Origin of the sequence: Peribacillus sp. B2I2 (assembly GCF_041261685.1) — a bacterium.
Classification (GTDB): Bacteria; Bacillota; Bacilli; order Bacillales; family DSM-1321; genus Peribacillus.
On the sequence record NZ_JBGCCB010000001.1, the window covers coordinates 905,698 to 918,963 of the forward strand.

Here is a 13,266-nt window from a genome sequence, read left to right on the forward strand (position 1 = left end):
ACTACGGTAGTAGAATCAGTTTGAACAAGAGTGTGCTTTTTTTGTCCAAATAAACGTTTATTGAGACGGTGCTTCATTGAATAAAAGGTATTTAAGGGAATATTTGTAATGCGATTACCCAATCTTGTAGTATTGATAATGAGAGTAAATATATTTCATGTTTTCGCGTAAATCCTGATCCTTTAATGGTTAGAGGAGAATTTCGGGAAGTTTGTTCAATGGATCCATTTTGAATTGTGAATATGGAGGGGGAAGCGAAAATGTCACTACTTTTAGAACCAATAGGTTTAATCCAAAATAATAGAGTTAATTTGGAAGATGATTATTGGGGAGAAGTAATTTCCGAGATAATTATGGATGGATCCAAATTCAAAGAAGATTGCCTGTTTGGATTAGAACAATTTTCACATATTGAAGTCATATTTTATATGAATAAAGTGGAACCTGACAAAATTCAGTTCAATGCTAGGCATCCAAGAAATCGAACTGATTGGCCAAAGGTAGGTATCTTTTCTCAAAGGGCCAAAGCAAGGCCAAATCAGCTTGGTGTATCAAGATGTGAATTGTTAAAAGTAGAGGGTCTAAAGATAACTGTGAGGGCTTTGGATGCCATTGATGGAACGCCAGTATTGGATATTAAACCTTATATGTCTGAATTTGGCCCGATTGGCCAAGTGAAACAACCCAATTGGTCAAAAGAGGTAATGAAAAACTATTATAGTAATGGTTAACAAAATGAGCAGCAATAAAAAAATCGTGCATATTTTTTTATTGCTGCTCATTTTTTCTTATTTGGTAATGGTATGAAATTAATTTCAAGTAGCTATTTCAATCATTCTTATATGCTCTTCCATTCAGGAATCATAATACTCCTTTTTCGGGGACGAGAGGGTTAATAAAAGGATACTAGCTAGTTCCTTGGAATTATGAAAAGACCCCTTCCGATTGTGGAAAGGGTTTATTTCCGTTCAATTTTGATTATCCTTCTACAATCGAGTAAGTCCCTTCACCACCGTGGATTTCAAGGAACATGTCCATCAAAGATTTCGTTAGCTGATGGGCTTCAGTGATTGGAGTCTTGGGTTGTAAATAAATGATTTGGATGGCCCTTTTCGTCTCTTCGGTGACTTTCGTTCGTTCTGAATCAACGTATGGACTTCCGAATGCACCATCATGATCGGCTGATGTAATCATATTTTCCATGGAATTCAAGCGGCCGTTCAAACCGTCATAACCATCTGTTCCCTCGCCAATCTTAATCGAGATGTCACCCGCTAATTTATCCGCATCATAAATGCCGATAGGAACTTCATATAAAAGGGAGAAGAAGTTATTCAAATCGATGGCTGAATGGATGGGTGTCAAGTAATTCTGTTTTTTAACGCGGCGGTAAAGGGCTTCCACGGATGGGCGATACCGTGACGGGTTGGTTCCTGTGGTCTTGAAAATTTCTCGCCACTCTTTAATGCCGGAAAAGTCGGTCAACTCCTTTTCTTCAAGGTCGAAAAAAAGAGCCTCCTGAAATAATTGAAGTCTTCCTTTCACCATTTGGGGGGAGGGACCTACTTCGATGTTTTCATATGTAATGATCCCAACTTTGAATTCAGGGATTTTGCTGCTAAGATTAGCCGATATGGTAATTTCCAAGACGTTACACCTCCAAAAATGATTGGAATTAGTTTATCATAGATAGCAATGGTTTGAAATGAATACAAGCTTCGATGGGAATACTGAATGAACGTAGGTGATTAATATGGATATGAATACATTCAAGCAAGAAGTGATTTTATATAGTAAAGAGATCGGCATCGATAAAATCGGGTTTACATCGGCCACGGCGTTTACCGAATTGAAAGGTCGGCTGGTACGTCAACAGGAACTGGATTATCAGTCAGGGTTTGAAGAAGCAGATATAGAAAAAAGAGTCAGGCCTGAATTGATATTCGATAAACCGCAATCCATCATTTCGATTGCGCTTGCGTATCCTTCGAAATTGAAGGATGCTCCGCAAAGTACAAAAGGTGAGCGGCGCGGGATTTTTTGTCGGGCTTCGTGGGGAACGGATTACCATGCCGTCCTTCGGAATAAATTGCAGTTACTTGAGGATTTCATTAAAGATAAAGTGCCGGGGGCAGTGGCGAAGTCAATGGTTGATACGGGCGAATTATCAGATCGGGCTGTTGCTGAGCGGGCAGGAATTGGCTGGAGTGCAAAAAACAGTATGATCATCACTCCGGAATACGGGTCTTATGTCTACTTGGGAGACATGATCACCAACCTGCCATTTGAACCGGATCAACCGATGGAAGATCAATGCGGGACATGCAATAAATGTGTCGATGTTTGCCCGACAGGTGCGCTCGTTCAGGGTGGTCAGCTGAATTCCAAGCGTTGCATTGCGTTCTTAACGCAGACAAAGGGTTTCCTACCGGATGAGTTCAGGACGAAAATAGGCAATCGTTTGTATGGATGTGATACATGTCAGACCGTATGCCCCAAAAACAAAGGAATGGATTTTCATCTTCATGAAGAGATGGAACCCGACCCCGAGTTAGCGAAACCGCTGTTGAAACCTCTGCTTACGATTTCAAATCGGGAATTCAAAGAGACATACGGCCATGTATCTGGCTCTTGGCGCGGTAAAAAACCAATCCAGCGAAATGCCATTTTAGCATTGGCCCACTTCAAAGATGAAACGGCATTGCCTGAATTGATCCAGGTCATGAAGGATGATCCGCGGCCCGTCATACGGGGAACGGCAGCCTGGGCAGTTGGTAAAATTGGTCGGGAGCAGGCGGTTTCCCATACTGGAAGAAGCACGAATGAAGGAAACGGATGAAGAGGTACTGGCGGAAATAGAAAAAGGACTTCGGTTTACCTTGGAAACAAAATGATATGTAAGACGTAGCAGCCCCGTTAATATTAATGGGGCTGCTTTTTTGCTTAAGATATTCCGAGTTCTTTCAAGGAAACCTTCTATATATTTATAAGATTAGAAAGGGTTGAAACCCTACATTTTATGAAGTTGTGTTTTTGTCCATGCCCTTATACATACACATTAGCATAGATGGTAAGAAGGAGGGCATGAACTTGAGGAATCAATTGCAACGCCTTTTACAAGAAAGAGTGGAGTTTTATACTTCCGATAATCAGGAACGGAGTGAAAGGAAGTTACATCTGAAAAAGGATTTGATGAGGAACCGTGCTGCGGAAATTGTTCGGGTGAATGCTGCAGGCAAGGTTCATTCGAAGAGAAAGGAAGACATGGATACTGTCCTGACTTATCATGTGCACCTGCAATATTTATTGAAACAGGAGGATTCATTTTATATAGAAGAAGAAATGGAAGAACGGGAGGCTCGGTTTCGAAATGGGTATATAGTGGATGAACGTGAGCTGTTTCCCACCATTGAAACGGAAGAGGTACCGCCAGAATCTGATCCAGGTGCAGATCGTCTCGCATATAAGTACGATCGGATGAAGGCCGTCCAATATGCCGAGCGTTGGTGGAACGAATTCAATCCTGCTTATAATAAATTCACTGATGATTGTACGAATTACATTTCACAATGTTTACATGCGGGAGGAATCCCGATGTGGGGGGCGCCGAACAAAAATAAGGGCTGGTGGATAAGAGGGAAAAGCTGGAGTTACACATGGACGACGGCCCATTCTTTATATCATCTGCTTAAAGCCGGGAATGCCATCAGGACAAAGCAGGTGAAGACGGCCAAGGAATTGAATTTGGGTGATATCCTCTGTATAGATTTCGAAGGGGATGGGCGGTTTGATCATAACTTGATCGTTACGGCGAAGGATCAGGATGGGATGCCGCTTGTGAATGCCCATACGATGAACAGCCGTCACCGGTATTGGACGTATGAGGATTCGACTAGGTATACACCGAATATCGTTTATAAATTCTTTGCGATGTTGGATGGAAGATGATTGGTTTTTAGTCTTTTTTGTTTAATGCTATAATTAAGGTGAAGTTTAAACTAGAGGTGAAAATGAAGTGTCAATACATGTAGTTTTATATCAACCACAGATTCCAGCAAATACAGGCAATATCGCAAGAACATGTGCAGGGACGGATACGTCTTTACATCTCATTCGTCCGCTCGGTTTCTCAACGGATGACAAACAGCTCAAAAGGGCCGGGCTCGATTACTGGGAGAATGTAAAGATCCATTATTATGATTCGTTGGAAGAGTTCTATGAAAAGAATGCCGGCGGTGAATTTTATTACTTAACGAAATTCGGGGAGCAGCCGCATTCCAGCTTCGATTACAGTGATCAAGACAGTGAGATATACTTCATTTTTGGCCGTGAAACGACAGGTCTCCCGAAAGAGCTGATCCAGGAAAATGTGGATAGGTGCCTAAGGATTCCAATGACGGATAAAGTACGTTCCCTTAATCTTTCGAACACGGCTGCCATCTTGGTTTATGAAGCATTGAGACAGCAAAATTACCGTGAATTGGATTTGAAAACAAAAGATTGAGTTTCATCACTGCATACTGTCATCGGGGTAGATTCAGCCCCGATGATGGTTGTTTCACTTTACATATTGAATAGGGGTGGGAGCTTTGAATCATATTATTGAGAAGATTTTAGATCACCGTTCCATTCGTTCTTTTGAGGACAAGCTATTGTCTGAGGAGCAAATCAATACGATTGTGGAATGTGCCCAGGCTGCATCGACTTCAAGTTACATTCAAGCGTATTCAATCATAGGGGTATCCGATCCGGAAAAGAAAGCCAAGCTTGCTGAACTTGCCGGACCACAATCTTATGTAGAGAAGAATGGGCATCTATTCGTCTTTTGTGCTGATTTATATCGTCAGGATATGGTTTCCGAAATGGAAAACACGGACCTGACTGAATCGATTGAAAGTACGGAGAAATTCATGGTTGCCTGTATTGATGCTGCTCTAGCGGCTCAAAATGCAGCGCTGGCCGCAGAATCGATGGATCTTGGCATTTGCTATATCGGCGGGATCCGCAATAATCTCCCGGAAGTGTCAGAGATTTTGAATATACCTCATCGGGTCATTCCGTTATTCGCCCTAGTGGTCGGATATCCGAAAAACCGTTCTGATAAAAAGCCGCGTTTGCCGCAGTCCAATATCTATCATGAAAATGGATATCAGGAGGATAAGCAGGAATACATCGGACAGCTTGAAGAGTATAATGAAACGATCTCGAGTTATTACGAGCGTCGGACTAAAGGTAAACGAAAAGACACCTGGACCGAGCAAATGGCTGCCATGCTTGGAAAGAAAAGCAGATTATACATGAAAGATTATGTGGAGAAGCAAGGGTTTAAGAAACATTGATCGATGAAATGACCTTTTAGGAGTATTCTTTCCGTTCCCATAAGGGACATTTATCAAAATCCTGAACATGAGCCAAACAATAAAGATCCCGGAAATATTTCCGGGATCTTTATTGTTTTCATTTGTCGCTAAAAACGGGTTCAGCTCAATAATCCTATCAGAATTGCTCCTTATATACCCATGAAATAACTATTGACAATATATTTAGATAGAATTATAGTAAATAAGTAATGGATAATGATAATCATTTTCATTTGAGTTTTTACTTACCTATTTTTCAATAAATGGAGGTTAAAAAATGGTTCGCCTATATACAGAGAATTTAAATATTGGTTATGGTGAACGTTTGATTGTAAAAGATCTCAGTGTGGAAATTCCAGATAAAAAAATCACAACGATCATCGGTTCAAATGGATGTGGGAAATCCACACTTTTGAAAGCGATCACCCGGATCATTCCAAATCAATCAGGTATGGTTGTTTTAGATGGGATGAATATCTCAAAAGAGAGCACTAAGATCCTTGCAAGAAAAATGGCCATACTTCCGCAGACACCCGAGAGTGCAAGCGGATTGACAGTTGGCGAGCTCGTATCATATGGGCGCTTTCCCTATCAAAAAGGTTTTGGGCGTCTAACCCAAAAAGACTATGATGTGATTGATTGGGCACTTGAAGTGACCGGCACGAAAGACTTTAAGTTCCGTCCGGTGGATGCTCTCTCAGGAGGTCAGCGCCAGCGTGTTTGGATTGCCATGGCCCTTGCCCAGGAAACGGAAATCATCTTCCTTGATGAGCCGACCACCTATTTGGATATGGCGCATCAGCTAGAGGTTTTAGAACTCTTACAGAGGCTGAATGTAGAACAGGAACGTACGATTGTCATGGTTCTTCATGATTTAAACCAAGCTGCTCGCTTTGCCGACTATATCATTGCCTTAAAAGACGGGGAAATAGTCAAAGCGGGAGATTGTGAAGAAGTCATCACTCATGAAGTGTTAAAGGAAGTCTTCCATATTGATGCGGTTATCGGACGAGATCAACGAACGAACAAACCAATGTGCAGTACATACAATTTACTAAAAGGAGATTTGAAAACAAATGAAAAAGATAATGATCCCGTTTATACTGCTGTTAGTGTTAATTATTAGTGCTTGTGGTAACGAGGCAACCGAAAAAGAAAAAAGCTCCACTTCCAAAAAGGAAAAATCAGGCACCATCACTTACCAATCTGAAAATGGCCCTGTTGAAGTTCCGGCAGATCCAAAGCGTGTTGTCGTTCTATCTACTTTCGCAGGTAACGTAATGGCTTTGGATGTTAACCTTGTAGGGGTTGATTCCTGGTCTAAAATGAACCCGAATTTTAAAGAATTAAAAGATGTCGAAGAAGTGACTGACGAAAACCTGGAAAAGATCATCGAGTTGGATCCGGATTTAATCATTGGTTTATCAACGATTAAAAATGTCGATAAGTTAAGTGAAATTGCCCCAACCGTAACGTATACATACGGAAAAGTGGACTATTTAACACAGCACATAGAAATTGGTAAGCTTTTGAATAAAGAAAAAGAAGCCCAAACTTGGGTGGATGATTTCAAAAAACGTGCAAAAGCGACCGGTGAAGACATTAAAGCTAAAATCGGTGAAGATACTACCGTTTCGGTATTCGAAAAGTTTGACAAACAGTTCTATGTATTTGGCGATAATTGGGGTCGTGGAACGGAAATCCTTTATCAGGAAATGAAATTGGCCATGCCTGAAAAAGTAAAAGAAGCGGCGTTGAAAGATGGTTACTTCGCTTTATCTTTAGAAGTTCTGGCAGACTATGCTGGTGATTATGTGATTTTGAGTAATAATAAAGATGAGGACAATTCATTCCAACAAACAGATACGTATAAAAACATTCCTGCTGTAAAAAACAATCAACTCTTTGAAGCTAATGCGAAAGAATTCTACTTCAATGATCCTATAACATTAGAATACCAATTAGACTTCTTTTCAAAAAGTTTTCTTGGAAAATAATACAGCGAGGGAGAGGGATACCAATTCCTCTCCTTTTATTCTATAAAAAAAGAGATGAGAGAGACAGATGACTAATGAAAATCAACGTTTCATCCCATTTATATGTAAACTGATGATAGGGATTGCTGTATTCATAGGCATGTTCATTATTTCCATGGCATTTGGTGCGGCTGATGTTACCGTAAGAGATGTCTGGCAAGCACTGACATCGAATGCTACCGGTGAAAAGATTTCAATCATTCGGGAAATCCGGTTCCCTCGTGAAGTGGGGGCAATCTTTGTTGGTGCAGCACTTGCCGTTTCTGGTGCCATCATGCAGGGGATGACTAGGAATCCACTTGCCGATCCGGGGTTGCTTGGATTGACGGCAGGAGCCAATGCGGGTCTGGCCATTACTTTGGCATTTATTCCAACAGCTAATAACTTAGGGATCATGACTGCGTGTTTTATAGGTTCCGCTGTGGGGGCAACCATGGTTTTCGGGATAGGTGCGATGAAAAAGGGAGGATTTTCTCCTTTACGGATCGTATTGGCTGGTGCAGCAGTCTCTGCATTCCTATTTGCCGTTTCGGAAGGTGTCGGGATTTATTTCAAAGTATCAAAAGATGTTTCAATGTGGACTGCAGGCGGGAATATCGGAACATCATGGGATCAGCTTCGTGTAATCGTCCCGTTCATTTTAATAGGCATCCTGATCTCCTTTCTCTTTTCCAGACAGCTCACCATACTTAGCTTAAGTGAAGAGGTGGCGGTAGGATTAGGTCAAAAGACAACACAAATAAAGGCGGTACTCTTCGTAGTCATCATTCTCCTGGCTGGTGCTGCCGTTGCGCTTGTTGGGAATATGGTATTCATCGGGTTAATGGTTCCCCATATGGTTCGGGCTATCGTGGGTACGGATTATCGATTCATCCTGCCTATGTCCGCGATTTTAGGGGCCACTTTCATGTTGCTTGCCGATACGATCGGACGTACTATCAATTCTCCATATGAAACGCCTGTGGTAGCGGTTATTGCGATGATAGGTTTACCTTTCTTCCTCCTAATCGTGCGTAAAGGAGGTAAAGCATTTTCATGATCCAGTCAGCATTAGTCAAAAAACAGCGATGGATATTAGGTGCATTATCCGCACTCATTATCATTACGATCATTATTGGGACGTGTTCGGGATATTCGAATCTTTCTCTTGGGCGACTGATTCCTACGCTTTTCGGGCAAGGGACGTTTAAAGAGGAATTCATATTATTTTCCGTCCGATTACCAAGAATCATCATTACCCTTTTAGCAGGTATGGCCCTTGCACTGTCGGGAGCCATTCTACAGGGAATCACACGCAATGATTTAGCCGATCCCGGAATCATCGGAATCAACTCAGGAGCTGGTGTAGCCATTGCCGCTTTCTTTCTGTTTTTCCCGATTGACGCAGGTTCATTTGTTTATATGATTCCACTTGTCGCTTTCATCGGCGCGTTACTGACGGCCTGTTTAATATATATACTCTCATTTAAGAGAAGGGTCGGTCTTGAACCAGTTCGGTTAGTGCTGATCGGGGTTGGTTTTTCAATGGCGCTTTCAGGCCTGATGATTGTCCTCATTTCATCGGCGGAACGGGCAAAAGTCGATTTCATCGCAAAATGGTTGGCGGGGAATATTTGGGGCACGGATTGGCCCTTCATTTGGGCGGTTCTACCATGGTTAATCGTCCTTATCCCATTCACTTTATATAAAGCAAATCGGTTGAATCTGCTTGGTTTAAGTGAACCGGTCGCAATTGGAGTGGGTGTATCGATTGAAAAGGAACGGATCGTATTGCTAATAACTGCTGTCGCACTGGCCGCAGCTGCCGTTTCCGTTACAGGCGGAATTGCATTCATTGGACTCATGGCTCCGCATATAGCAAAATCATTGGTAGGACCTCGAAATCAATTATTCATTCCAGTTGCCATTTTAATCGGTGGATGGCTATTGTTGCTTGCCGATACGATAGGCCGTAATATAATTGAACCCGAAGGGATTCCTGCAGGTATCATGGTTGCATTGATCGGTGCTCCTTATTTCATGTATTTATTGCTGAAAAAATAAGAACGTAGCTAAAATCCCTTGAAATTTTTCAGGGGATTTTATGCTTTTTGAGTACTTCCGTAGTTTTTTTTGTGATTATTCATGGATTATCTATATCTAATTATTTCATCTGGATTCAAGCGTTTCGCTTCGAAATAAAATACTTGAATAAACTTTTTTGTATTTACTCGGGTAGGAGTAAGAAGTATTGTAGAATCATTTTGCAGTTCTTTCATCTTTTGGCGAACGACTGTGAAATCAAAAAATTTAGAAGCGTAATTTTCAAACTTTGGATTTGAAAAATCCGTTAAACCGAGCGAAGCAAAATGATTTAACGATTGGTTGATGGTTCTGCGTATTCGCTGTTCGGCAGCTTTAATTTCACGATTAATATCAGCCTGCACAGCTGATGTTCCGAGCTTTTTCTTTGTGATTTCCACAAAGATATCTTTAAGGGTCGGGAAATGCTGTTTAAAAGTAAAAGTCCGTTCATACATAAATAAATATTGAAGCATTTCCATTAAATCTTTTGCCCCATTTTCTCCAACTATTCCTAATTCCGATAAAAGAAATTCGCCCACTTCTTTTATACTGTTCTCATTGAAATTATTTGATTTAGCAACTTTTGGCTGTTCAAAACTCAATACACTATTTAAAGAGGCTTGGATATTAGTGATCGATCTTTCCAAATGGATACGTTCCATAACTTTTCGAATGACTGTTAATATTTCAATACGATTGATTGGTTTAGTAATATAATAATCAATTCCGAGCGAGTATGCTTCACCAATTAGCTCCTTGGATTCAACCTGTGAAATCATTATTATTTTTCCGTTAAATGTATTTTTTATATGACGGAGTGTCTCAATGCCATCTCGAATGGGCATTAATAAATCAATGAATAATATATCAATTTGTTTTAAATTCAAAATATGTCCTTCTAATAAACTTCCATCTTCCGCTTCCTCCACCACTTCTCCTAAATCTTCGTTCTCAATGATTTGGCTTAAGTTTGAACGTATAGCACAATCGTCATCTGTAATAAAAAAACGCATGAAATCATCCTCTCTGAATCAACTTATGAATTGGTAACTTTATTGAAAAAAGGGCCCCGTTAAGCTTATTTTCAAATAGGATGTCCCCCCCCAGTTCTTTCACGACTTCATTAACATATGAGAGTCCAATCCCTGTTGAAGGTGTTCCGTATTGATCATATTTTGAAGTGAATCCAGGTTTAAATATAACGGTCTGATATTTTTGAGGGATACCAGGTCCATTATCAGCCACTTTAAATTCTACATTGTCGCAAATTTCACACAAACTTAAACGAATGATTCCCTTTTCTTTAATTGCTTCCACTGCATTAGCGACTAAATTATTGAAAAGAGATAATACGGTATATACATGATAATGTGAATGATTATTTCCATCCAATGAGTATTCAAATTGAATATCCTTTCCAAGTGATAAGGCATATTTTTCATTAATTCGGATAATTAAATGAAAGAGTTCAGCAGCATTCATATAATCTTTAAAACTCTCATTGGAGATCAATTTAGATAGACCAGCAAAAATTCGTTGATTATCCTTCTTAACTTCATGCATTTCACCCGCGATACGCAAAGCCTTTTGACTATATTGCTGTGCAGGAACATCAGGTTGCTTTTCCCTTTTTTCCAGTTCTTTTAAATCACGATACAAATCATACGATTTCTTTGTAATATTCTCTGCATTTTTTAATGTTTTTTTTAAATGAATCGTTTCCTCATATAAATTTGAAATGAGCATCAGCATATGTTCATTTTGTTTTCTGATTTGCTTTTCTCGTGATTGTGCTTCATAAAGTTTCATCATATTAAAAAAGCTTAAAACGATAAAACTGTGGCCGAATGCGATCACGATCATCTCATTTAGTGAACCTAACGTAATCGTTGTTTCTAATACAATATATTGAAAGAATAATTCTACAGAGTCGGACAATATTTCGATAATGAGACCAATAAACCCAATAACTAAAGATCGGTTTTGAAAGCGGTGTATTTTCACTAAAGAAAAAAGAAAGGAATAGGTGAAATAAAAGAAAAAACTAGGATATTGGACTTGGAAAGAAGAAGTCCAGGAAAAATTATCATGCATGAAAAAGTCTATTAGGATTCGAAATACCACGACCATTGTTCCTGTCAAGATGCCTGAAAAAATGGCAGGTGTTTTCTGTAATAATAGTAAAAAGAAGAAAAGTGCAGGCGGACCAAAACTTATTCGAAACGTTTCATTTAAAGGATAAAAACTCAATTCGCCTGCTAATGGTACTGTTAACAACATCAGAACAAGGATATTGACCTCTTTTTTCATTAACGTACTGAGATTCAAGTCGTCACCTCCCAATTTGTTTAAAAAATCAGTATACAGTTTCATCGGCTTCAATACAACGCTTACTTTGTTCCTGATTAAACGGCTTAGTACCAATTATGGCAAAACCAATCTGTTTTTCTATCAACAAATAATGGTAACAGTTGATGTGAATTAATCACGTTTTTTTTGTGGATTTTTATTTTTTAGAATTTGTAGGTTTTCGTATGTTTATGTAGTTCCCATTTTAAAATTAAAGGTAGATAGAAATATTTTGAAAGCGCTTAACGATTTTCATTGTGTTTTCAGCAAATCCAATAAAGTAAGCACAAACAACTAATGAGGTGGAAGAATGTGATTGAAGAATTGTCAAAAGAGTATGACATTCACGTTAATAGCCAAAAGCAAGCCTGCTTAGATGAATGGGTGGCACACTACAGATCCTATGCAACAGAAGGACAAACCGCCAATTATATACCGGCATTGAGTAATATACACTTATCGCAATTAGGTATCTGCATACTAGAGCCAGGTGGAACAATGATGAAGTCAGGGGATTGTGAAGTCCCTTTCACGTTGCAAAGTATTTCAAAAGTGCTTAGCTTTATAGCCGCATGCTTGGGTTGCGGCATTTCTTATGTTTTAGAGAGGGTCGATGTGGAACCAACTGGGGATGCTTTCAATTCAATTATTCGTTTAGAAATGCATAAGCCGGGAAAACCGTTTAATCCTATGATAAATGCTGGAGCGATTACTATAGCGTCGCTTCTTCCAGGGGATTCTTCACAAAAAAAATTGGAATTTCTCTATGCATTATTTGAAAATTTGTTAGGGAAGCGCCCGACCATCAATGAGGAAGTGTATCAATCTGAGTGGCAAACCTCTCATAGAAATAGAGCTTTAGCTCACTATTTAAAAGAGGCGAATTATTTAGAATCGGATGTTGAGGAAGCTTTGGAGGTTTACCTGAAGCAATGTTCCATAGAAGTGACCACGGAAGACATAGCCCTGTTTGGATTGATTCTTGCACAAGATGGATACCATCCTATTCGTAAAGAACAAGTTCTCCCTAAAAAAGTGGCAAAACTAGCCAAAGCATTAATGCTTACTTGTGGAATGTACAATGCCTCGGGGAAATTTGCGGCTTTTGTTGGGGTGCCAGCCAAAAGTGGAGTATCTGGTGGGATTATGGCGTTAGTTCCTCCAAATGCCAGAAGCGGACTGCCTTTTCAAGATGGATGTGGTATTGGTATTTATGGACCGGCCATAGATGAATATGGGAATAGCGTAACAGGTAGTTTGTTATTGAAACAAATGGCACAAGAATGGGATCTAAGTATTTTCTGAAAGTAAAGAAAATTTTGTTCTTATAAAAAATCAATATAGGGTACCATCCTAAAGATTTCCCTATCAATTCACTAAACCATAACAAGAGGTGATGTAATGCAGTAAGAGAAATCATTAATCTTGTTACTTTTAAACGTAAGGAATAATTTTGG

General features: G+C 39.7%; 12 protein-coding genes and 1 pseudogene. 10 read left to right on the top strand and 3 right to left on the bottom strand.

The genetic code is table 11. The features are described 5' to 3' along the window. Window positions 1–260: 260 nt before the first annotated feature. Window positions 261–731, top strand: a complete 471-nt coding sequence (locus ABIE66_RS04600) for an SAM-dependent methyltransferase (RefSeq protein ID WP_370013997.1) — start codon at window positions 261–263, stop codon at window positions 729–731. 247 nt (window positions 732–978) lie between these two features. Here the strand turns inward: ABIE66_RS04600 and ABIE66_RS04605 are convergent, their stop codons facing one another. Then, entirely contained in the window at window positions 979–1,647 is a 669-nt protein-coding gene (locus tag ABIE66_RS04605; RefSeq protein ID WP_289317792.1) for a B3/B4 domain-containing protein, read from the bottom strand. Window positions 1,648–1,753: 106 nt separating this feature from the next. On the opposite strand from ABIE66_RS04605, the pseudogene queG reads away from it, so the two are divergent. The 8 genes and pseudogenes from queG (at window position 1,754) to ABIE66_RS04645 (ending at window position 9,439) form a co-directional block, all read left to right on the top strand. Continuing rightward, window positions 1,754–2,894, top strand: a pseudogene (queG, locus tag ABIE66_RS04610) (tRNA epoxyqueuosine(34) reductase QueG). Window positions 2,895–3,090: 196 nt separating this feature from the next. Continuing rightward, window positions 3,091–3,948 (top strand): amidase domain-containing protein, encoded by an 858-nt coding sequence (locus ABIE66_RS04615; protein ID WP_370013999.1) that lies wholly within the window; start codon window positions 3,091–3,093, stop codon window positions 3,946–3,948. Between the two features lie 67 nt (window positions 3,949–4,015). Continuing rightward, entirely contained in the window at window positions 4,016–4,504 is a 489-nt protein-coding gene (gene trmL / locus ABIE66_RS04620; RefSeq protein WP_370014000.1) for a tRNA (uridine(34)/cytosine(34)/5-carboxymethylaminomethyluridine(34)-2'-O)-methyltransferase TrmL, read from the top strand. Between the two features lie 85 nt (window positions 4,505–4,589). Next, window positions 4,590–5,339, top strand: coding sequence for an oxygen-insensitive NADPH nitroreductase (gene nfsA / locus ABIE66_RS04625; protein WP_289323854.1), 750 nt, complete (start codon window positions 4,590–4,592; stop codon window positions 5,337–5,339). Window positions 5,340–5,637: 298 nt separating this feature from the next. Beyond that, on the top strand, window positions 5,638–6,486 hold the full coding sequence (locus ABIE66_RS04630; protein WP_370014001.1) for an ABC transporter ATP-binding protein: 849 nt from the start codon (window positions 5,638–5,640) through the stop codon (window positions 6,484–6,486). After that, window positions 6,437–7,357: an iron-hydroxamate ABC transporter substrate-binding protein gene (locus ABIE66_RS04635; protein ID WP_289323856.1), complete on the top strand. Its 921-nt coding sequence runs from the start codon at window positions 6,437–6,439 to the stop codon at window positions 7,355–7,357. The genes ABIE66_RS04630 and ABIE66_RS04635 overlap by 50 nt, the downstream gene beginning before the upstream one ends. Before the next feature lie 67 nt (window positions 7,358–7,424). After that, on the top strand, window positions 7,425–8,435 hold the full coding sequence (locus ABIE66_RS04640) for a FecCD family ABC transporter permease (RefSeq protein ID WP_370014002.1): 1,011 nt from the start codon (window positions 7,425–7,427) through the stop codon (window positions 8,433–8,435). A 56-nt stretch (window positions 8,436–8,491) separates the two neighbouring features. Beyond that, window positions 8,492–9,439 carry a FecCD family ABC transporter permease gene (locus ABIE66_RS04645; RefSeq protein ID WP_370016980.1) on the top strand — a complete coding sequence of 316 codons (948 nt, stop codon included), beginning with the start codon at window positions 8,492–8,494 and terminating at the stop codon, window positions 9,437–9,439. An 86-nt stretch (window positions 9,440–9,525) separates the two neighbouring features. Here ABIE66_RS04645 and ABIE66_RS04650 read toward each other — a convergent pair whose 3' ends face one another. Beyond that, a complete protein-coding gene (locus ABIE66_RS04650) occupies window positions 9,526–10,473 on the bottom strand; it encodes a response regulator (RefSeq protein WP_370014003.1) in 948 nt (315 codons plus the stop codon). Window positions 10,474–10,477: 4 nt separating this feature from the next. After that, the gene (locus ABIE66_RS04655) at window positions 10,478–11,740 is read right to left on the bottom strand and encodes a sensor histidine kinase (protein WP_289318475.1); all 1,263 of its coding nucleotides are present in this window, start codon (window positions 11,738–11,740) and stop codon (window positions 10,478–10,480) included. A gap of 384 nt (window positions 11,741–12,124) precedes the next feature. Here ABIE66_RS04655 and ABIE66_RS04660 point away from each other — a divergent pair, with 384 nt between their 5' ends. After that, window positions 12,125–13,114, top strand: coding sequence for a glutaminase (locus tag ABIE66_RS04660; protein WP_289318474.1), 990 nt, complete (start codon window positions 12,125–12,127; stop codon window positions 13,112–13,114). The last annotated feature ends 152 nt before the right edge of the window (window positions 13,115–13,266 follow it).